This is a genomic window from Chryseobacterium sp. FG46 (genome assembly GCF_057809135.1).
The window spans coordinates 20,238-44,247 of record NZ_JBMDJJ010000010.1; the positions used below are offsets into that span (position 1 = coordinate 20,238).

At 35.0% G+C, this 24,010-nt stretch carries 15 protein-coding genes; 12 read left to right on the top strand and 3 right to left on the bottom strand.

Features of this window, described 5'->3' with window-relative positions; genetic code table 11:
* Positions 1-308: 308 nt before the first annotated feature.
* The 12 genes from dnaK to ACODR7_RS09420 all read left to right on the top strand — a co-directional run bounded on the left by dnaK (position 309) and on the right by ACODR7_RS09420 (position 15,197).
* Positions 309-2,207, top strand: a complete 1,899-nt coding sequence (dnaK, locus tag ACODR7_RS09365; protein WP_110367173.1) for a molecular chaperone DnaK — start codon at positions 309-311, stop codon at positions 2,205-2,207.
* 1,394 nt (positions 2,208-3,601) lie between these two features.
* Positions 3,602-4,324, top strand: a complete 723-nt coding sequence (locus tag ACODR7_RS09370) for a hypothetical protein (RefSeq protein WP_488838779.1) — start codon at positions 3,602-3,604, stop codon at positions 4,322-4,324.
* Between the two features lie 11 nt (positions 4,325-4,335).
* Positions 4,336-5,088: a hypothetical protein gene (locus ACODR7_RS09375; RefSeq protein WP_488838780.1), complete on the top strand. Its 753-nt coding sequence runs from the start codon at positions 4,336-4,338 to the stop codon at positions 5,086-5,088.
* Between the two features lie 16 nt (positions 5,089-5,104).
* A complete protein-coding gene (locus ACODR7_RS09380; RefSeq protein ID WP_488838781.1) occupies positions 5,105-5,836 on the top strand; it encodes a hypothetical protein in 732 nt (243 codons plus the stop codon).
* 156 nt (positions 5,837-5,992) lie between these two features.
* Positions 5,993-6,436 carry a transposase gene (locus ACODR7_RS09385; RefSeq protein WP_488838782.1) on the top strand — a complete coding sequence of 148 codons (444 nt, stop codon included), beginning with the start codon at positions 5,993-5,995 and terminating at the stop codon, positions 6,434-6,436.
* A 46-nt stretch (positions 6,437-6,482) separates the two neighbouring features.
* Positions 6,483-6,803 carry a helix-turn-helix domain-containing protein gene (locus ACODR7_RS09390; protein ID WP_488838783.1) on the top strand — a complete coding sequence of 107 codons (321 nt, stop codon included), beginning with the start codon at positions 6,483-6,485 and terminating at the stop codon, positions 6,801-6,803.
* Positions 6,804-7,748: 945 nt separating this feature from the next.
* On the top strand, positions 7,749-9,179 hold the full coding sequence (locus ACODR7_RS09395; RefSeq protein ID WP_488838784.1) for a hypothetical protein: 1,431 nt from the start codon (positions 7,749-7,751) through the stop codon (positions 9,177-9,179).
* 129 nt (positions 9,180-9,308) lie between these two features.
* Complete coding sequence (locus ACODR7_RS09400) at positions 9,309-10,103, top strand: hypothetical protein (RefSeq protein WP_488838785.1); 795 nt, start codon at positions 9,309-9,311, stop codon at positions 10,101-10,103.
* Between the two features lie 15 nt (positions 10,104-10,118).
* Entirely contained in the window at positions 10,119-10,901 is a 783-nt protein-coding gene (locus tag ACODR7_RS09405) for a hypothetical protein (RefSeq protein WP_488838786.1), read from the top strand.
* A 3-nt stretch (positions 10,902-10,904) separates the two neighbouring features.
* Positions 10,905-11,690 (top strand): hypothetical protein, encoded by a 786-nt coding sequence (locus ACODR7_RS09410; RefSeq protein WP_488838787.1) that lies wholly within the window; start codon positions 10,905-10,907, stop codon positions 11,688-11,690.
* Positions 11,691-12,141: 451 nt separating this feature from the next.
* Positions 12,142-13,143, top strand: a complete 1,002-nt coding sequence (locus ACODR7_RS09415) for a BPSS1187 family protein (protein ID WP_488838788.1) — start codon at positions 12,142-12,144, stop codon at positions 13,141-13,143.
* Between the two features lie 767 nt (positions 13,144-13,910).
* Complete coding sequence (locus ACODR7_RS09420) at positions 13,911-15,197, top strand: helix-turn-helix transcriptional regulator (protein ID WP_488838789.1); 1,287 nt, start codon at positions 13,911-13,913, stop codon at positions 15,195-15,197.
* 377 nt (positions 15,198-15,574) lie between these two features.
* On the opposite strand, the gene ACODR7_RS09425 is transcribed toward ACODR7_RS09420, so the two are convergent.
* From ACODR7_RS09425 to ACODR7_RS09435, 3 genes are all read right to left on the bottom strand, one after another.
* Complete coding sequence (locus tag ACODR7_RS09425) at positions 15,575-17,827, bottom strand: beta strand repeat-containing protein (RefSeq protein ID WP_488838790.1); 2,253 nt, start codon at positions 17,825-17,827, stop codon at positions 15,575-15,577.
* A gap of 1,017 nt (positions 17,828-18,844) precedes the next feature.
* Positions 18,845-20,389 (bottom strand): hypothetical protein, encoded by a 1,545-nt coding sequence (locus ACODR7_RS09430; RefSeq protein WP_488838791.1) that lies wholly within the window; start codon positions 20,387-20,389, stop codon positions 18,845-18,847.
* Positions 20,390-21,001: 612 nt separating this feature from the next.
* Positions 21,002-22,948, bottom strand: a complete 1,947-nt coding sequence (locus ACODR7_RS09435) for a hypothetical protein (RefSeq protein ID WP_488838792.1) — start codon at positions 22,946-22,948, stop codon at positions 21,002-21,004.
* Between the last annotated feature and the right edge of the window lie 1,062 nt (positions 22,949-24,010).

Consider the following 24,010-nt stretch of genomic DNA (forward strand, 5'->3'; position numbering starts at 1 on the left):
TATTGATGAAGTCTTCTTCTTATGGAGAAAATGATAGAATATATCTGATGAGCCATGACAGTTTATGGTGTCTATATAGAAAACTATAAGAAAAAATCTCAAATAACAATTAAAAGCACTAGAAGTCCTATTGGTGGCATTCTGATAAATTTTTGCAGGAAAAAATTTCCATATTGAATCATACGAAACCCCATTTTATCGGGGTTTTTATTTTTATTGTGTCATTTTGTCATAATTTTTCAAATGGTACAGATATTGAGAAATTGAGAGTGTAAATAAAATTAAAAATAGAAAAAATATAAAATATTATGAGTAAAATAATTGGAATTGACTTAGGAACAACCAACTCTTGTGTTGCTGTAATGGAGGGTAAAGACCCTGTTGTAATTCCTAACGCAGAAGGTAAAAGAACTACTCCTTCTATCGTAGCTTTTACGGAAGACGGAGAAAGAAAAGTAGGTGATCCTGCAAAAAGACAGGCTGTAACGAATCCAACAAAAACTGTTTACTCTATCAAAAGATTTATCGGAACACACTTTAAAGATGATGCTTCTGAAATCACAAGAGTACCTTATAAAGTAGTTGCCGGGCCAAACGATACTGTAAAAGTAAAAATCGACGATAGAGAATATACTCCACAGGAAATTTCCGCAATGACTCTTCAGAAAATGAAGAAAACTGCCGAAGATTATCTTGGACAGGAAGTAACAAGAGCGGTAATTACTGTTCCTGCATACTTCAACGATGCACAGAGACAAGCTACTAAAGAAGCTGGTGAAATTGCAGGTCTTAAAGTGGAAAGAATTATCAACGAGCCTACAGCTGCAGCATTAGCGTACGGTCTTGATAAAAACCATAAAGATCAGAAAATTGCAGTATATGACCTTGGAGGTGGTACTTTCGATATCTCAATCCTTGATTTAGGAGACGGTGTATTCGAAGTATTATCTACAAACGGTGATACCCACTTAGGAGGTGATGACTTTGATGATGTGATCATCAACTGGATGGCTGATGAGTTCAAAGCTGAAGAAGGTGTAGATTTAAAAGCTGATGCCATTGCTCTTCAAAGATTAAAAGAAGCAGCTGAAAAAGCAAAAATTGAGTTATCTTCTTCTCCTCAGACTGAGATTAACCTACCTTATATCACCGCTACTGCTACAGGTCCTAAACACTTGGTGAAGACTTTAACAAAAGCTAAATTCGAGCAATTATCTGCAGATCTTGTAAGAAGATCTATGGAGCCTGTTGCTAAAGCATTAAAAGATGCTGGTTTATCCACTTCTGATATCGACGAAGTGATCCTGGTAGGTGGTTCTACAAGAATCCCGATTATCCAGGAAGAAGTAGAAAAATTCTTCGGTAAAAAACCATCTAAAGGAGTAAACCCGGATGAAGTTGTAGCTATTGGTGCAGCAATCCAGGGAGGTGTATTGACAGGTGATGTAAAAGACGTATTATTACTTGACGTTACTCCACTTTCTTTAGGTATCGAAACAATGGGTTCTGTATTCACAAAATTAATTGAAGCGAATACTACGATCCCAACTAAAAAATCTGAAGTATTCTCTACAGCTTCTGACAACCAGCCGGCTGTAAGCATCAGAGTAGGACAGGGGGAAAGACCAATGTTCAACGATAATAAGGAAATCGGTAGATTCGATCTTCAGGATATTCCACCGGCACCAAGAGGAGTTCCTCAAATTGAAGTAACTTTCGATATTGATGCTAACGGTATCCTAAGCGTATCTGCTAAAGATAAAGGAACTGGTAAAGAGCAGTCTATTAAAATCCAGGCTTCTTCAGGGCTTTCTGACGAAGAAATCGAAAGAATGAAGAAAGAAGCTCAGGAAAACTCTGCTGCAGATGCTAAGAGAAAAGAAGAAGTTGAAATATTCAACAAAGCTGACGGATTGATCTTCCAGACTGAAAAACAATTGAAAGAATTCGGCGAAAAGCTTTCTGCTGACAAAAAAGCAGCTATTGAAGCAGCTCATACAGAATTAAAAACAGCTTTCGAAGCTAAAAATGCTGATGATGTAAAAGCTAAAACTGAAGCATTAGACGCAGCATGGATGGCAGCTTCTGAAGAATTATATGCAGCTGGTCAACAGCCAGGTGCTGATGCAGGTGCAGGCGCTCAGAACCCTGGTGGAAACGCTGGAGCTGAAGATGTACAGGATGCAGACTTCGAAGAAGTAAAATAATTATTGATTACCAATACTAACAAATAATTAAAAACCGCTTTAAACGAAAGTTTAAAGCGGTTTTTTCATGTTTACACTTTTCAGTTCAATTTTTATTACTGTTTTTACCATACATATACTGCTTCTTAATTGGAGATAATGTACATCTTATTATATCTTAATTAGGATTCACTATAAAATAGGAGAATGTTTTAAAACAATCTTGTTGTCTGCTCCCAAGCCGCATGAAAAGAAAAACTGAATTTCAGGATAAACGGCATCTGCTTATTTTTCAGTTTTTAAAGCACTGTTAACGCTGGCTTATGGAAGAAATGAATCCTAATATACTAAAATAATGATAAACAGCTTATTTTATTAGTGTTGTCTCTTTCAAATGGAAATAGATTATTGTAATCATCTTTTAGAAAATACTACAGCTGAATACCATTTTAAAATTGCTGACTTTATCTCTTATGCTGATGCATTGATGCTTCAAGGTTAAGAAATTACTGATCGCACTTCCGGAAATAGAAGTGTAGACTCATAATTGAATATATTGCGTATGATATCTTTATAATCCTCTGTTAATCAATGTCTGTTTTTATTTAGAGGGCTTGTTGAGGGTTTCTTTTTTTTGTGATTTTTAGCTTTTTTATTTTATTTGCTTTCTAAATTTGATTGTAATAAGGTAAACCTTTTCTTCGATTCCATGATCTAATAAAAAACGCATTATTAAAAAAATGATAAAAAATTTCAATAGGATAAATGTACTATGTATTTCCAGCCTTCTATGCAGTCCATGAATAGCTTGTAAAAAAACTAAAATACGATATCTCGTATTGAACAACAAATCTTATTTAACACAGTGTTGTTTAGTTTTATTATAACTTGCTATATATTCTCAATTAAAAATAAATACATAATCTGATAGTTTTTTTAGTCTTTTTATAATATGACTAAATATTTTCATGAATTTTAATAAAATTATAATTAATGAATCCATGATGATGAAAAAAATCGTAAATGATAATAAACGGTTTAAAAATTAAAGAGTATTGCTTACATCTCTTGTTAAAGATTTATCTTAACTATAATTATAAGTTTAAAATACTTATAGCTTAATAAATAAATCTATAAAATGTGAATATATTAATATAACTCACTAAAATATGATTAATTTAAGTTAAAAATAGTTAAAAAATATAATTTTATTTAATAATATTTTAATTATGTTGATTATTTGATATTTTTTATTTGTATATTAGCTAAAGTTAAATTAAATGATTACAATATTCAGATTCTAAAAACACATCTTAAACAATACTGCATGACCCTGCCCCGGAATGTAGTATTGTTTCTAAAAACTACAATTTGTTATATGCTAGATAATATGAACAATTTAAATACTAACAGAAATGAAAAAAATTACTTTATTAATTCCCTTGATTATTTCAGGGTTTTGTCTAGGCCAGGTGGGAATCAACACCAATAGTCCTACTGCGGTGCTGGATGTTAATGGCGATGCCAGAATTCGCACTTTGCCTGCTGCTCCTGATACCTCACAGCTACTCGCTGTAGACAGTAACGGATTTTTGCTAAAAATAAGTTCCGTAAACATAAGAAAAGATATAGTTGGAGATATTAAATACAGCCGAGATACCAGTGATAATGGAGGGTGGTATTTACTTAACGGAAGAAGTATTGCCTCATTACCTGCAGCAGCACAGGCCAGCTCTTCTGCCTTGGGGTTTGTTACCAATATTCCGAATTTTCTCAATAGATTAGAGAGAACTAAAAGCGGTTCAGAACAATTAGGAGCAGTAGGCGGAGCTTCTAGTATTAGCCTCACAAGGAATAATCTGCCCAATTTTGTCATAAACGGAACGACTAGTACTAATGGTGCACATACGCACAGTATAGCACAAATAGAAAATAGCGGATCACCTGGAACTGGTCGGGCATTTCGTGTCGGTAATCCTGGAGCTCCTTATGGAACACAAACAGACGTTCGAACGTTAACAAATAGCGGCAGTCATACCCATACTAATGTCACGTTGAACAGTAACGGCGGAAATCAGGCATTTAATTTAACGCCTGCATATTTGGTGTTAAATGCATTTGTATACTTAGGATCTTAAAAAATAAAACTATGAAAAAAAATATCATTTATATTCTTCTGCATATATTCTCGATTTATTATGTAGGCGCTCAGGTTGGTATTAATACTAATACGCCCACTAAAACTCTTGACATTAACGGAGATTTGAGAATCAGAAATGTTCAGGAAGGAAGTGTTAGTGATCAGATTGTGACTTCTGACAGCCAGGGTAATGTAGGTAAACTAACAGGTACTATGCCAATAGGTTATGTGTTTGGCGACATAAAAACAGGATTTCAGGCAGCTGATCATCAGGGTTGGTACTTGCTCAATGGCAGAGCGGTGACATCTTTACCGGTTAACACACAAAGCCGGGCGATCAGTTTAGGTTTTGCAAGTAATCTACCTGATGCAGCAGGGCGGTTTCTGAAAGCTTCATCAACAGCAAGCCAGATAGCCCAGTTGGGAGGCAATAACAGTATTGCATTAGTTCAGGCGAATCTTCCCAATTATAATTATACCGGAAATACGACTTCTGATAATGCCTCCCATAATCACCAGATGACCCCGGATCTGTATAATTCAACGAGTACATTTTCAGGAACAACGCTCGTAAGCATGGGTAATTTGAATGACCCGAGTGGTGGTAACAACAGGATTGAGCATACGGAAAGTTCAACTACCTCTACATCAGGGGATCATAGCCATACATTTTCTATTGCAAACGCAGGAGGTTCTGCTACTGCGCTGAATATTGTACCTCAATATGTAACGACCAATACTTTTATCTATCTCGGTGAATAATAAATACCCTATGAACATGACAACGACAATAAAATTATATACTTTGGTGTTAGGATCTTTTTTTTCCTATGCCTTTGCGCAAGTTGGAATCAATACAGTATTGCCTACAAAAACATTAGACGTAAATGGTAATATGCGGGTACGGCAGGTGAATACAATGTCCGGATCAAGCGTACTTACCTTGGATAATAACGGCAATATTTACAAAGCTGATGGTGTGAAGCTACTTCCGGCTTTAGGAGAGATAAAATACGGAATGCAAAAAGCAGATCATGCTGGCTGGTATCTATTAGACGGAAGGACTACGGCTTCAATTAGTTCTACAGTGGCCAGAAACAACGCTGTATCACTGGGTTTTGTGTCTGTATTATATGATTCCAGAAACAGATACATTAAAGATACTGCTGAGACGATAGGAACTGTTAATGGGAATAATACGTATACTTTAACACAATCTAATATGCCTGGTTATACTGTTGTAAGTGGTGTCACTGGAAGTTCGGGAGATCATAACCATACCGTCAATGATAACTATCTTGCTTCACCTGGTAATTCGGCAGCCAGAACGGGTACACAAATAGGGTCAACAAATTTCTTTTTTACCCTTGCCTCTACAAGTTCTATTACCTCTACAAATATATGGAATCATAGTCATACAGCAAGTGGCAGCACTGGGGGTTCCGGTCAGGCATTTTCAGTAGAGCCTGCCTATATTACTGCCAATGTTTTTGTATATCTAGGTCAATAGCAATCAGATATTCTGCAACATTCATGTGATTTAAAAAATCAATACTTATCAAAACAATACTATACGGCTGGAAATTGATTGGGTATAGTATTGTTTTAATCCAATTTCTGAATCAAAAAATAAAACATTATAGTAAGAACATAAAAAAATAAGGGAATGAATACTCATTTTAAAGATATTAATATTGGACTATTAATTAAACAAAGAGTCAATGAACTGGAAATGGAGCCGCATCGTATTTGTAATTTTCTTCAGTGTAATGAGTCTGAGATGGAAGCTATGTTTTTGCAAAAAGATTTGCCGATTGATATTGTTTTAAGGTGGAGCAAGTTATTGAAATTTGATTTTTTCAGAATTTATTCACAACATCTTATTCTGTATTCTCCACCTGTTAAAGCTGTGGAAGTTCAGTCATCTAACCAAAATATCAAATCGCCCGGTCTTCCTGAGTTTAGAAAAAATATATACACCGTTGAACTGATAGAATTTATTCTGGAACTAATAAGAACGGGTGAAAAGACAAAGCGTGACATTATCAATGACTATAATATCCCTAAGACGACTTTATACAAGTGGCTAAAGAAATATGCAAATACATAGATGTGTAGTTTTCAGGAAATAATGAAAGAAATATAGAAAATATTTTATGAAAAAGGGACAGCCGAACTACAAAAAAATATACAGCGATATGATCTCTAAAAAATATCCCGAAAAGGCAGGTGTTTGTCAGTATACTTTAAATAAAGAGAGACTCAGCGTTATGGATATTATTTGCCTTAATAATCTCTTGTTTAATGACAATGATAAGAAATCCTTCAATTTCAACCAAAAATTGAAATCATATGACTACGAGACCATATGTTGTATTCTGGATTATCAGACAAAGCATAAACTAAATAATACACAGCTGGCAAAGCATTTTAAATTAAGCCGCAATACGATAGCAAGATGGAAACTGGATATATAACGAATTGGAGATCAGGATAAAATTAGTTTGTTGCGGAATTTAAACCAAGTTGACAATTTGTTAAATAGCCAATATTATTGATAATACGGAAATGTTTATTGTATACCAATATCGTCTACAACAACAATTCAGTCATTGTAAAACGAAGCATTCGAATCTCTTCTAATCAAGTCAGTATCGGAAGTGTTTCAGGCAGCTTTGTACTGGCATTGGTCAATCATGTTATCTCTCTATATCAATACGCTATGCAATTACACGGCATGACTGCTTCCGGAAATCGTCGGAGCCGTTTTAATAATATTTTCTTTATTTTAAACGGAACACACGAATACTAACATCGCATTATAGATCCCAGAATCGACCTACAACTATGTGATATGAGATGACACGGCAGCAATTAATTGTGATATACTGGAGAAGTCAAATAAACCGACTGTCATTATGAGCTAAAAAACGAATAACAATAAAAAATTAAAGATGGGGCTTACCAATCCAAGTTTAGGTCTGCTTGTTCCTAATAGATCCTATACTTTTGGCAGGTTACGCAATATCCCTTCAAGATTGCACAGAGAGTTACCCAAAGTGAAACAGTTACTTTGAAATGGGCGGATCTTTGGGAAATAGCTATTCCGAATTACAGTTTGCAGGAAGATCTACCGAGGTTTCATTACTGAAAATGGATTAGCACAGCAGGTTTCTATGAAGCAGATTCAAAGTTTATCGGTTTCTCAGGAGGTAAGCAAAGTAGCTATAGGATTGATTTTAATTCTGCAGCAGCTATCGTATGAATCATTGCGACACATCCTGATATATGATGAATTAGTATGTATGTTACTACTGGTGAAAATATGGGACAGCACATTATGGTAAAAATCTTTGAGAATAAAGCTGAGTCTTTTAAAATATTAAAAATAAAGAGAATGATAGAATAAAAAAGTGAAAAAAATGAATTTTAAAAGTACGCTGTTATTAGCCTGTCTCTTATCTGTTTCACTTGCTAAAGCACAGAATTATACGATTTTTCAAATAGACAGTATACAAGTCTATGGATACAAAAGAATGAACAGTGTTGGGAACTACAAAGGGATTATCGCACAGGAGCTAAAGCTAATCAAAAGAGCGAAAGAACTTAATTACAATAAGGGTGAAATAGCAGCATATCTTAATTTGGCTATTGCCTTGTGGGCGGCAAATGATAGAGAAAATAGTTTTCGTTTTCTTGAAATAGCAGAAAAAAAACTACAGAATTTTGAAGATAATGAATTGAATTCACGTCTTTCTTTTTATTACGGAATTATTTATCATTCATTAGGTCTTTACAGGCAGGCTATTCAATCTTTTGATGTGTCTATACAGGTCGGTCGTAAAATTAAAGACCAAAAGATAAGGGAAAAAAGAATGTATGATATCTATGACTGGAAGTTCTCTTTGTTTAGTCATTTAAATATGATGGATTCTGTATATGTTTATGAAAGAAAATGCATGAGGTCTCCAAAGCCAATGCTGTTTATCACGATAGCTAAAAGATATTTAAAAAAGGGAAGAATAGATTCTGCAGAGTACTACGTTCGTAAAGCAAATAATTTACTTATTACAAAAAAAGTTCCTATTGAAGGAAAGGCCAATGTATTGCGGGCATTTGGGGAATTATCTATTGCGAAAAAAGAATATAAAGAAGCGGTGGTATATCTTGACGCATCTCTTAAAATAACCGAGAAAATAGGACTAAAAAAAAGAAACCTGGAATCCTACAAATTAATGGCAGATGCCTACAGGCATCTTGATTACAAGGAGAGAGAAAATGAATATCTATTAAAATATTCACAGCTGAAAGATAGTCTTATTCTAGCTGAGCGAAATATCCTGAATTTTCACATAACAAAGTTTTTGGATGACCAGGTAGAAAGTGAAAAAGAGAATAGGGAAATCCTCTACTATATCATTATCTTTACTGCATTAAGTGCTTTGTCTTTAATACTTCTTGCTTGTAAAAAAGCAAATACCATAAAAAAGCAGACGGCAGTCAAACTTCTTTTGAAAAAAAGACATAACAAGGATCTTCAGAAAAAAGTTAACGAATCGTTTGCTGAGGTTTTACAAATGGCAAAAGATAATGATCCTCAATTTTGGGCCCGCTTTCAGGAAGTATATCCTGATTTTCTAGGTAAAATACTAGAGATTAATACTAATATGAAAGTTTCTGAACTTACCTATTGTGCTTATATCTATCTCGGTTTTTCAACAAAGGAAATTGCAGAGTATACGTTCAAAGCGGTTAAGACTATTGAAAATAAAAGGTATAATCTTCGGAAAAAACTGAATTTATCTCCTGATCAGGATCTTGCTATATGGATGCGTAGTTTTATTGATTCTTAGTAGTTTTTTTTGATTGTCAGGATAAAAAAAAATAACTCCTCTTTTTTTAATCATAACTTTATGATTTTAGGTTAAACTTTAAAATAGATCCAAAAAAATGTATATTTGTAACGCTAAAAAAGCACTTTAATGAAAAATAATTATTTAATTAAAATGGCATTGTCTGCTATTTTATTATCATCGGCTCATACCTACAAATCTCAAGTTGGTATTGGTATAGCCACTCCGAACTTAAATTCTGCATTAGAATTATCTTCTACATCAAAAGGACTGCTATTACCACGAATATCTCTTACGAGTACTTCGCTTCCTTCTCCACTTTCAACTCACGAAAAAGGGATGGTTGTATATAATACAGTTGCAATAAATGATGTCGTGGAAGGTATTTATTCAAATGACGGGACAAAATGGAATAGACTGTTCACCAACCAACCAAATATTGGTGATGTATATTACAGCTTTGCAACAACGGACCATCAGGGATGGTACCTATTAGATGGAAGAAATTTAACAGTATTGTCCATAGAAGCACAGGCGAATGCCGCTAAAATTGGGTTGGTAGCTTCACTTCCTGATGCAACAGATAGATATTTGAAGCAAAAAGGATCCTCTGCTTTATTAAGTATAGGTGGTACACAAACTATTACTGTTTTACAGCAAAACTTACCCAATATTATCTATACTGGCACAACTTCTAGTAATGGAGTACACAGTCATCAGTATACCGATAGAGGTGACGCACCGTGGAATCATGGAAGCGGAGGGGTTCAGCTTGCAAATACTGCCCAGTTATTTAATCAAAGCACTGGTTCAGCAGGTAGCCACTCTCATACCGTACAGGTAAATTCTGGAGGATCAAATACTAGCATTAATAATGAACCAAAAAGCTTGAACGCAAACGCTTTCATTTATTTAGGATTTTAGGTAAAAAGATACATTATGAAAAAGAAAATATTTTACATACTCTCAGCTCTCGCATCAATTACCGTTTGTGGACAAGTAGGTATAGGTACTAGCAGTCCTAGTTCTAATTCTATTTTAGAAGTTGCCTCTGCCAATAAAGGTATACTGCTAATGAGAAACAGCCTTACAGATACTTCATCTTCTATGCCTTTGTCAGCTCATGTAAAGGGAATTATCACGTACAATATTGCCAATTCTAACAACGTTTCTGAAGGTTTATATGAGAATAATGGAACCAGCTGGTCTGCCGTTTCTCACGATTATCCTTATGGTACAATTTCAAATAGTTTTGCCGCTGCCGATAGAAATGGGTGGTATTTATTGGATGGGAGAGCAATTACTTCACTCCCCGCAAATGTTCAAGCCAGAGCTGTGAATCTTGGATTTACTACCAATCTTCCCAATGTAGATGATAGAATTATTAAAACAAAAGATTTATCGGAAACTTTGGGTTCTTTAACAGGAAATGCTACCATAACTCTTACGCAGGCCAATCTTCCAAATGTTAATTTTACAGGTAGCACAACTACGGATGGTGCCCATACCCATACTTATACAGACAGAGGAACAGGGGCTTCTGTAAATAGTGGAAGTGGTGCCAATAATCCTGTAGCAGATAATACTTCGAGTACATTTAACACTACTGCTGACGGAGTTCATGCTCATACTGTTTCATTCAGTTCAGGAGGAACTTCACAGCCTTTAAATATAACTCCTGGTTATTTGGTGACTAATGTTTTTATTTATTTAGGAAATTAAGAAATGATGAAAAATTTAACCATTATAATAGTTTTACTTATAATTACTTGTAATACTATAAACGGACAAGTAGGAATCAATACTGCTAATCCGGATCAAAATGCATTGTTAGAAATGTATACAAATAATAAAGGTTTGCTCCCACCTCGCGTATCTCTAGTCAATATAGCCAATGCTTCTCCACTTTCTCAACATGTTAAAGGAATGATTGTTTATAATATTGTAAATAATGCATTTGTAAATGAAGGACTATATATAAACAATGGAACACAATGGTTTCGTTTATCTACAGAGGATGTACCTTTTGGACATATAAAACACAGTGTTTTAATAAGCGACCATAACGGCTGGTATTTAGTGAATGGAAGAGCGGTTTCCTCTTTACCTGTTGCCGCTCAGACAAATGCTGCATCTCTGGGCTTTACTACAACAATTCCGGATGCTACTGATAGATATTTTAAGGCAAAAACGGGAACCGAAGTTTTGGGAACAGCAGGAGGTAATTCCGCAGTTACAATTGTACAATCTAATCTGCCGGCGATTACCTTTAATGGAACAGCTCTATCAGCGGGGAGTCACGTTCATACATATACGGATAGGGGAAATACCTCTGTAAATGCTGGAGGTACTGGCAATATTAACGCTGATGATACCTCAGGAACCTACACGACAAGTAGCACAGGACTACATACTCATACTTTTACAGTTAGTACCGGTGGAGCAGGGGCACCTTTAGCTATTAATCCTAAACACCTTAATCTGAATGTTTTTATTTATTTAGGACAATAAATATATTGACATTCATGGTTTATCATTTATTAAAATGACTATTCCAATAAAGTACAGAAAAACTTATTGTAATTAATTTTACAATAAGTTTTTTTTTAAAAAATACTGTAAAAGTATTCAGATAAAACTCAAATCCGGTTAAAGATTTTATGTGTTGATGATTTGCCATTTTCAAGTTAGATTTAGAATAATGCCAGCCTATTATTATGAATAAGAAGGGGAGGGCTTTCAGAATTTTCAATTAAAATAGGAGGGGCGGTTAAAACCTCATGAAGCGGATTAGTCTATTTAATTTGTCTCATTATAGAGATTTATATCGATGTGTAGTTATAGGGCTGCTTTGTAATTAGCTGGATGTCAATTTCCTAATTATTAGAGGCTCTATTGAGGGCCTTTTTTTTAAAAAAAGTTCAGTTTTATTACTTCATTTGTACTACAAAAAGAAAATAATATGAAAAAAAAAATTTTATTTGGTCTAATGGTTATTACCCTTTCCAGTTGCTCAAATCAAGCCGATGATTTGAATGTAAAACATATGGACATGTTTGAAGAGAATCAGATTAATTCTTACATGAATAAAGAAGGACAAAAAATAAGTAATCTTTCTGTAAGGTTTCCTGGCTATAAGGAAGTACATGTAAAACCCAGTCAAGCTGATCCGTCTGTATATCAGTGGGATCATGACCATATCGTGTATTACAACGGTGCGATTAAAAACAATAAAGTATTGTTATGGCTTACCGGCACTGGTGGAACGACCAAGAATGTTCCTACTGAGTTTTTTAAAACAGCATTAAATCAAGGATACAGGATTGTAGCGCTTTCTTTTATTACTGATCCAGGTGTATCCCAAATATGCGTAGGGCCAAAGTTAGATGTTGATATTAATTGTGCAGCTAAATTTCGTCGACAACGGATCTACGGTGATATTTCCTTTCCAGACATTCCAGATCAATATCAGGATGCTATTATACCACGCCTGATAAAGCTTTTTAAGTATTTGTCAATAAATGATCCAGGGGGGCAATGGTCACAATATCTAAATCAAAGTACTGGAAAGCCTGCATGGAGCAAGATTGCTGTAGGTGGGCAGTCACAGGGTGGAGGCATGGCCGAATTTATAGGCAAAAATGCATCAGTTGCAAGGGTTATTAGCTTTTCTGGAGGATGGGATTACAGAAATTCAAGAACAAGGCAAATAGCTGGATGGTATTCTCAACAATTTGTTACACCGCTTTCAAATATCTATGCTGCTTACCATGTAAAGGAAATTGCATCTCAAGAGTTAGCTGCAAAATACCAGGCAATGCATATCCCAAGTGTTAATCTATTTGTAGGAAATCAAAATGTTTCCAGTACAAATATAAACAATAATAATCCATACCATGTAGAATCGCTTAGTAACCCTGTTTATAAAGCCTCTTGGATAAAAATGCTTGGTTCGGGACGATGATCTAAGGCTTAGTTGCCTATGATTATTTATACTTATGACATAAAATATAGGTATTTAAATTCATTTGGTTGTGCTTTTTTCTTGGCGGAATAATAAAATTCTACTTTATAAGGTTTTTATATATTTTATATTGATCTTCGCATGTTTTTTATCTAATTTCAATTACTGAATTCCAGATTAGATACCAATATTGACATTACTTTAAATTCGGTCATTATTTGTATCATATTTGTACCATAAAATTTTAATTAACTGATTTACAATGGAAATTATTTTCGAAGAAGTAAAATAATTATTGATTACCAATACTAACAAATAATAAAAAACCGCTTTAAACGAACGTTTAAAGCGGTTTTTTATACACAGACTTTTCATTTTTTGTTACAACTTCTACTCCTTATCTGCTTCACAGATTTCTCAACTTCAATGAATTTAATAAAATAATATTCGGAACAAGATTGAAAAGTTGTAAATTTAAATCAATATGGTTGATAAAAATATTATGATATGTTGAATTTGTTTCATATTTAATTGATTTGGTGATTTTTTATAAAAAATTTTTATTTTAGCATTTAATGAAATACTTTAAATATATATTTCAACATTTAACTGTTGTTGGGTTTTTTTTCTCATCTGTTTTGTTATTTTCCCAAAATCTAAAATATAAAGAGTACGATTCGATTCTCTTGAACAAACCTAAAGAAATGGGCAAAAATAATATCCCAAGAGAAAAAATTATTCTTTGGAATAAGGAGATGTTAGAAAAAATGAAAAAAGAAAATTATGCGAGAGGAATAATTTGGGCTCATATTAATATTGCAAATCAAAGCTGGAATTTAGGAAATGCAGAAGAAAGTATAAAAAATCTAAATATAGCAGAGAGTATATTACATAAAAACAAAAGTGAGATTGATTTTTTTACAATTGCTAAGCTCTATCAGGAATATTCACAGGCTTATTATATCATGAAACTGTACGATACAGGTCTGAAGTATAATTCGAAGGCAGGGTATTATGGAAATAAAATTGAGGATAAGGATAGAAAGGAAAAGTTTTTATCTTACGTTTATACTTTACGGGCAAACCATCTTTATGAGAAAAAAGATCTGGATTCAGCGCTCTATTATTTAAAGCAATCATCTTTATTATATGAAAGCTTAAGTGCAACCTCTCAAATTGCGAATCATTATATCGAATATCAACCCAGTCAAAATTCAGCTAAAATTTATCTGGATCAGGGAATGGATATAATAAATACAAACAAACATGAACCTAACAGCTATCAGATATCTGTATTTTATTACTATTATGCACAATATTTTTTTAAGGAAAAAAACTATGAAAAGGCAATAGTATATTTAAATCAGGCTCTTCAGTACAATAAAAAATTAAAAACTGTTGAGCATACTAAAAATATATATAAGCTTTTAATATCATGCTATAAAAATGCCGGAAATTTAGAAAAGGAAAAAGAATATCTGGAGTATTATATAAAATTAAAAGACAGCTTGGAAAACACACAGACCAAGGGATTAGAGCTGTCTATAAAAACAATAGAAAGAGAAAAAATAGAAGAAAATAAATCTTTCAAAAAAACAATATTTATTTATAGCAGCCTTGTAGTTTCTTTGAGTTTAGTATTACTGGTCTATTTATATTATCAGAATAATAAAAAAAAGAAGGTGATATTAGAAAACAAGGAAATAATTTCCAGAAAAGAAGATGAAACTAAAGTATTGGAGAGAAGAATTTCAGGAGTGCATGAAGATTTAATTCAATTGGCTAAAAATAATGATATTAGCTTTTTGGAAAAGTTTCATGAAGTGTATCCGAATGTTTCTCAAAAACTGTTAGCAATCAATCCGGATTTAACTAAAGATAATCTTGCTTTCTGTGCTTTAATCTGGTTAGGATTCTCTTCTAAAGACATTGCTGAGTTTACTTTTATGCAGCACAGATCTGTACAAATAAAGAAAAGCAGATTGAGAAAAAAACTTAACCTCGGATCAGATGTAGATCTTTATCAATTCCTTAAGTCTCTGGTAGATCATTAATGAAATTATATCTGTTTTAAATCATATTGTATTTACTTTTTGTCCTTTTAAAGGGGATATGATAAAAGTAGTTTATCCCCAAAAAATAAAACCCAACTACTTCTTATATAAATTTATTGCCTACCTTTTTAGTCATAATAGCTTCGACAGGCTCAGCCTGACAAAGCTTAAAAATTTCGTTTGGTATTTGAGTGGTCACCCTGAGCCTGTCGAAGAGCTATCAATAAGAAAATCTTTGTTAATCATTAATCTCGGGTATTAATAAAGGGATAAGTCAGTAAAGTTAAAATACTATCTTTATTGAATCTATAAAATAAAAGATCTCTGAAGCTTACCTCAGAGACCTTTTTATAATTTATATGTAACTACTGCTATTACTAGTTATCTTTAGTGAAAACGGTAGCTGACATTGAACCTTTTCCCCAGTTGAAGTTATCCCCTGATGAAGCCCACATATTAAATCTGGTAGTAGATGCGGTAGTTTCCACATAGCCATTAAGAGTGTATGTTACATTAAGAGGTGTTGATCCGTTGTTAACAACTGTATCAGAGAAATTTCCTGATACACTCACCATATGCGAACCGGAATTCGAAAAAGGAACAGAAGATTTTCGGGAACCTTCCGGTGCTTCTACGCCGTCTTTAAGAAAGCGGATGCCAAAATATCCATTAACAACTGTATTACTAGTGTTTAAAGGAAAGGTACCCATTGGAACATTGTACGACACTAATATTTTGGCAGTAGAGTTTGCAGGGACTGATACCGTGGTACTTAATCCAAGATTTACATTGTCTACAACGCCTCCTGTTGCAGACTGATCTACCGGAGCTGTTGCAGCATCGGTAATAGTTCCTAAAAGCTGATAATCACTTGTCTGAGGGGCTAGTTTACTCCATCTTGGAGCTGCAGATGTTCCTGAATTGTAATAAATTCCCATTCCATAAGGGGCCATTGATGAATTGTTATTATAAACCAAAAGTCCGTTCGCAGGAGTGGGAACAGTAGCGGCATCTGTTGTTGATGTTAATAATACCTTCGGCAGCAGAAATCCCCTGTTAATCCCATTGAGATCCAGTATAGCAGAAGCATTGGGAGTGGGAGTATTTACTCCTATACTTCCGGTACTGGTTATAATAACTCTTTGTGTGTTATTAGTGATGATATTAACAGGATCTGCTGTGGCTGCACCTATGTCCATACCGGTACCATTGCCTGTTGTTGTAACAAATGCTTTTCCACTATTATCTACATACATACTTAGAGCAGCGCTGCCCCCGGTGGCTACAAATGATCCTCTTGAAGAGCCGGTTGCTCTTACAATACCTTCAGTACCAGTTGTTCCAACAGATACGCTGTTGGATCCATTGGTAAAAGAAAGGGAATTTCCGGCAGTTGTAACCACTCTGTTTCCCGCAAGAGTACCGTCTGCGGTATAAATATTAACCGGAGTAGCTCCAACGGTACCTCCATCAGTAGATCTCCAGAATGAATTACTGAAAACAAATTCCAGTGCTTTGCCATTAGGAACAGTTACGCCGTCCAGTGTTGCCCCAAATCCACCTGTAGTATTGTTATATACAATAAGTCGCTGGCCGGGGTTGGGAGCAGCAGGTGCTGTAATAGCTACATTTGCTGTAGCAGCTCCGGTAAGCCGTACCTGGCTCACATTGGCCGGAACAGTAACCGCATTAGCAGCAACGGCTAAAGCCGTTTCACGGTTGGTAATAGCTCCATTCACATCAAGAGTTGTTCCGGGAGAAGTTGTATTGATTCCTGTATTTCCAGTACTGGTTACAGTAACTCTTTGCGCGCTATTGGTATAAATATTTAAAGGATCTGCCGAGAATGTGCCTATGTCCATCCCTGTGTTATTACCGGAGGTCATCATCACTGTTTTTCCGTTATCATCCGCATACACTGTTAAACTGTTGCCTCCTCCGGTTGCCAAAAGCGATCCTCTTGAAGAGCCGTTTGTTCTCACAATACCTTCAGTACCCGTTGTTCCAACGGACACGCTATTGGATCCATTGGCAAAAGAAAGGGAATTTCCGGCGGTTGTAACCACTCTGTTTCCTGCAAGTGTACCGTCTGCGGTATAAATATTAACCGGAGTGGCTCCAGCTGAGCCTCCATCGGTAGATCTCCAGAATGAATTACTGAAAACAAATTCCAGCGCTTTGCCATTAGGAATAGTAACGCCGTCTAGCGTAGCATCAAATCCACCTGTAGTATTGTTATAGACAATAAGGCGCTGGCCGGGGTTAGGAGCAGCAAATGCAGAAATGGCCACTGTTCCTGTAGCAGCCCCGGTAAGCCGTACCAAACTCACATTAGCAGGAACAGTAACCGCATTACCCGCAACGGCTAAAGCGGTTTCACGGTTGGTAATAGCTCCGTTTACATCCAATGTGGTACCCGGAGTGGTAAGACCCAGTCCCAGATTACCATTAGAAGTTGTCACAAGGTCATCCTTAGCCTGAGCGGCTGTAGGTACTCCGGTTGTTGGGTTATTTTTTAACCCATCAATGTTAAATACTCCCTGAGGATTGGTTGTATTAATCCCCACCTGTGATTTAGCCACCAGAGAAAAGGTGGTAAGCAAGCCTGCTAGTAATAAATTTTTTTTCATAGTATGGTAATTGAGTTTAAATTAGACTAAGATCTTCTTTTATCAACAGCTCTATAATCGCTACAGAGCATCCTTATGTTTTATATTTAATATTGAGTAATAGGCTAATAGTTTTAATCTGTAATATGTGATGTTTGTAAACAAATGTTCGGTATAATTGATTTAATTGTTATATAATCCTGCAAATGAAATTTCTTAAGCTTTATAAAAATTATTGAGGTTAGAAATTATAGTAAAAACATATCTGAACCTGAATAAATGAATTTATTATTATTTTTCTGATTTAAATTTTATAAAACAAAGCTAAGGCTTATTGTAGATTGTAGTATTTTTTACACATACAACAAACGTACATCATGTGCGTATTATACATACATCTTATATACATCAATTTATATTATCTTGTATTTTTTTTGTTTTTTTTATCCTTTTTGCGTGATATATTTAATCTATTATGTCTTTTTATGTTTTATATTTTAATCTTAAAAAACTGTGTTGTTAGAATTCATATTCATTTTCTTTTTTTAGACAATAAAAAATTCTCTTCAAAATGCTTATTGAAGAGAATTTTTTTTTTTGAAATATATTCCGGTAGACAGATTTATTCTATTCTTTACTGCAATGGAACAGGTGACGCTGCTGCTGCCCCAAGATTATAATTAGTAGTACATAAAGTAGTAATTTGTTAATAAAATAAGTGCTAAAGGGGAGTGATGTTAATAAATTAAACCGTAAATAAGTGAAATTAAAATAAAAAATACTTTGTCTGGTAGTATTTTAAGATAATAATAACTTATTCTTTTTTTTAAAGAATTGAAATACAGCATCCTTATTGTCTGTGATCAAAGTATTTATAGAGGGCAGAATGCTCTTTCTTTAATGAGTTATAAAACAGACGGAACAGCAATTTTGAGTTGCTTTCCGGTCTGTTTTTTTAACAAAATGTTTTTCTGAGAATTGTAAGATTTGAATTCGTTCTCAAATGTTTTCACCATCTGTGAATCAGTTTCGTAATTCTTACCTTAGCCTTTTCACAGAAACTTGTGTGACAGGACCCTGACCTGTAGTTCCCAGACTTTGAGCTCTCCATATTGTGTTTTCAGTATTTGCACCTCTGAATGAATAGGTAGTTGAAGCAAACATCGGAATCGAAGTAATTAAGGTATAAGTTTGTAGTTGTTTTGCTGCTGCTGAATAATAGTCATTAACCCGGGCAACCCAACGGTTGGTTCCGTTATCCCATATCCCTATTACTGGAGTTGTTCCACCCGTGTTGTTATCTACCCATAATTGTACATTCATTGTAACCAGATAGATCCCATCAGCTGATACTTTAAAAGAATTGCCGGTAAGTGTACCCGTATATAGGTTTTCGTTGTCTATAATTTCATTGGTTAAACTTCCCACAGATACGGCGGACGTGGCAGTAGGATCACCAGCTATAATAAAGTCATTGGCCATTTGTACGGATATTTCCTGAGCTACTATAAACTGGCCGTTTACAGCAATTATAGTTCCTGTGGCGTTCGGAACACCGGCCAGAGTCTGCCATGAAGGGGCAACTCCGGGACCATTGGATTTAAGAACCTGGCCTGCAGTACCAGGATTTCCCGCAGTGGAGGCTGTGCCTCCTACATTTAATTCGTTGGTAATCTGAACAGTACCATTTACATGTAGATCCTCCTGTGGAGTTGATGTTCCTATACCCACATTTCCCCCAGAATCAACGGTCATTCTTTGGGTGTTATTGGTAAAAACATTAACAGGAATTGCTGTGCTAGATCCCATATCCAAGCTGGTACTATTTCCATAAGCACTGACTATTGCTTTTCCATTATCATTTGCATACATCGATAAAGTTGCGGTGCCTCCATTGGCAAGAAATGATCCTCTTGAAGAACCTTTTGCTGTTACAATACCTTCAGTCCCAGTCGTTCCAATAGTCACATTATTGGCTCCGTTTGTAAAAGCCAGTGAATTTCCTGCGGTAGTAACTATCCTGTTTTCCCCAAGAGTACCGTCTGCTGTATAGATATTAGTGGGAGAAGCTCCAGCTGAGCCTCCATCGGTAGACCTCCAGAATGAATTACTGAAAACAAACTCCAACGCTTTGCCGTTAGGAACAGTAACGCCATCCAGCGTAGCCCCAAATCCTCCTGTAGTGTTATTATAAATTATCAGTCTCTGACCGGCATTCGGTGCTGCCGGAGCCGTAATGGTTACTGTTCCTGTAGCAGTGCCGGTAAGCCGTACCAAACTCACATTAGCAGGAACTGAAACTGTATTGCCAGCAACGGGTAAAGCGGTTTCACGGTTCGTAATGGCTCCGTTCACATCCAATGTGGTACCTGGAGCGGTAAGACCCAGTCCCATGTTGCCATTAGACGTCATTACCAGATCATCTTTAGCCTGAGCGGCCGTAGGCACTCCTGTTGCTGGATTATTTTTTAACCCGTCAACATTGAATACTCCCTGAGGACTAGCTGTATTAATTCCCACTTGTGATTTTACCACCAGAGAAAAGGTGGTAAGCAAGCCTGCTAATAATAAATTTCTTTTCATAATATATGGTATTTGAATTTAAATTAAACTAAGATCTTCTTTTATCGATCAAAGGCTCTGTAATAACTGCATAGCATCCTTATGTTTTATATTTAATATTGAGTAATAGGCTATAGTTTTAATTTGTAATATTTGATATTTGTAAAATGAATTTTTGGTGTAATTGATTTCATTGTACATAATCCTATGAATTGAATGAAATTTTTTAAGCTTAAGAAAATTGATAAGGCCGGAAATTATATTGAAAAAGACTGAACCTATTATCTGAAACTGAATATAAATGAATTTGTTATTACTTTCCTGATTTAGATTTTATTAAAGCAAAAATAACGCTTATTCCAGATTGTAGTATATTTCACACATACAGCAAACATGCATCATATGTATATTGAATGTACATCATATATGCATGATTCTAGTATTTTTTTTATCCTTTTTATGTGAAATAATTAATCTGTTATACCTTTTCTATTTAAATGTTAAAAAACTGTGTTGTTAGAATTCATATTCAAATTTTTTTAGATAATAAAAAAACCTCTTCAAAATACTTATTGAAGAGGATTTTTTGTTTGGGATATATTCCGGTAGACAGATTTCTCTTATTCTTTACTACTATGGAACAGGTGAAGCTGTCGCAGCTCCGGTACTGCCGCCTCCAAGATCGTAAAAAGAATCTGAAAGTAGTGACATTTGTTCATTGGAGATAATTAACAACCTGACCCCCCAGGAAAAATTAGTAACACCATTAGACGTTGCATTGGGAGCATCAGCATATATTCTCCAGGTGCCATTTTGCTGGAAAGTATAAATATCCGGTACCTGAAAATCAAAACTGGTAGAGTTATTTTTAAATCCTGCGGTTGCAAATGCATGATTACTTGTATCAAACCCTACAACAATAGCTGTATATTTATTTACTGGTATTTTGGTATCAAAATTGGATACAAAATCTCCATTAGGATTTGAGAATGCATAATATTTGAAATACATTTTTGAAACAGGTCCTATTTTCCCCCAGTCAGGTGCTGAACTTGTTCCTCCGTTATAGTAAATTCCTTCTCCCTGAGGTGACATGGCTGTATTATTGTTATAAACCAGAAGTCCTTTTGCTGGTGCGGGAACAGTGCTGGCATCCGATCTGGAGGACAGAGATACTCTAGGTAACAGAAGACCTTTATTGCTGGAGCTTATGTCCAGTAAAGCAGAGCTGTCCGGTATGCCTGTCCCTACCCCTACATTCCCGGAAGGAGTAATTACCACTTTTGCACTATTATTTGTCATCAGATTCAGATCATTTGAAGTAGTGGTCCCTATGTAACCCGATCCTCCACCAATATATGTTTTCAGATTGATCGTTCCATTGGTATGATTTAAACCAAAACTATTATCAGGGGTACTGACAGTAAGTTTGGTATCAGGAGTAGTGGTGCCGAGACCTACACGGTCATTGGCAGCATCCACTGATAAGGTACTTCCATCTACAGAAAATGCATTGGTTTGTGTTCCTGTAAAGGCAAGGGTGCTGGCTCCCTGTGTAACAGTACGGTTTCCTGTCAGAGTGCCATCCGTGTTATAAATGTTGGAAGATGCAGGTGCAGCCGGTAAAACTTTCCATGTTGCCACTCCATTGGCATCAGATGTTAAAACCTTATCTGTACCTTGTGTTCCGTCTACAATCTTTAAAGCTCCGCTTGTACCGGATTCAATTTGAAGTTTATTGGTAGGATTCGTTGTACCGATACCAATGTTTCCAGAGGATTTAATAGTCAGTCTTGGTGCAAAGTCTGTAGCGTTTCTGGTGGAAAACTGTAAGCCGGCATAACTGTTGGCAGCATCGCGGTCAATACCTGTAATGCTGGCCCCGGAAAGTCCTGTTTCAGATGTTGATGGAATAAAACCCAGTTCAGCAAACTGCCCGCCGGTACCATTTAAATTATACAAAGTAATATTTCTTGAGACTCCTTGTGCACAAGGAGCACCACAATTCTCAATTCCCGCAGAAATGGTATTGGTTGTTGCTCCTGCATTATTTTGAACGGACAGGGAAGAAGAAGGGGCTGTGGTACCAATTCCTACCCTGCTATTCGCGGCATCCACAGAAAGGTTTTTCCCGTTTACAGAAAATGCATTAGTCTGTGTCCCTGTAAAGGCCAATCTATTAGCTCCTTGTGTGACGGTACGGTTTCCTGTAAGAGTTCCGTCTGTGTTATAAATATTGCCTGTTACAGTATTTGCCGGATTATGCAGCTTTACCCAAGCTGTTCCATTGTAATAATAATATCCTGCAGTATCAATATTTAAAGCTGTTCCGGTTTGTGTTCCTGTACTTACATTATTTACATAGATCAATGTTGATGAGGGAACTCCGGTCATACTCTGAGCTTTTTGTCTGTCTACTCTTGGAATGAGTAGGCCTTCCACTGCAGAACCTGTACCTGTGCTGTTTTTAGCTGCTACTTCAAGAGTTGCGGTAGGGGTTGAAGTGTTAATCCCCACTTGTGATTTTGCAACCAATGAAAAAGTAGTGAGTACACTTGCTAATAATAATTTTTTTTTCATAATATATAATTAATTTAAATTAATTTTTTTGTTTTGAGAGTTCTATTATTGAAGTTGAATGCCCTTATTTGCTTATGCATTATTTCATTTTGAATTAGCTGGCAAAAATAGCACCTGGTGGAGCATGTAATTTGGTTTTTATGTACAACATGAGTACAATATGCCCGCATTGGATGTACATCATGTGGGCGTAGCTTGTTAAAAAAAGAAAATTGATATATGGCGGAATTATTAATAAAATAATCCATATTGATGTGATTTATTATTGGTGTGCTGTATGTTCTTTATGGCTTTATTGTATTTCTAAAAATTCACTTGAAAAGACTAAAATGTAAAGTGATTATAAAGATCATCTTGAACTATTCTGGTATTGGCGGATCTATTCGTTGTTTGATGTGTTATTGTGATTCAGTAAGCTTGCTGTAATATTATGCAATAAAATCCTGTTGAAATATGTAACGTTTTTAAAATTTTCACAGCTAAGTTTCCTGTGTTTAAGTAAAACTCAAAACATTGACAAAAAATTGGTAACTAAGAATCCCTCTTTTTATCGCGTTAACACTTGATGTTGTATGTTTGATGTATTATGTTATCATGTGCTTTTTCTGCATTTTTCTTAACCTTACTGAAAAATACACAAACATTTCACTTATATGAGAAAAGCATTTTATTTACTTATAATTATTTTATCTATTCTTTCCGGGCTGATACAAATAATCCTACTTCAGTACTGCCTTATAAAACTGCACATAATTATTTTGTGAAAAGCTCTTACATGATTCCGGATTTTGTAAAAAAGTAATATGCAGTTTCAAAGCTTATAATAATTGTCAAGGAGAATAGGTAAAAAGTAATGTTCAAAAAGGAATAATTATGTTTTGCGGAATAATAAAATAGGTAAGGGACTAATTTGCCGTCTTTTAATGCTTATAGTTTGCCTATTTGGAATATGCTAATCTCATACGTTTGTCATGATAATGTTATTGGAATTTTGTTAATATTTTGTTATTTTAATTAATTACTAGTTATTATGTTTTTTTTAAAAAAAATAGAAAAAATAAT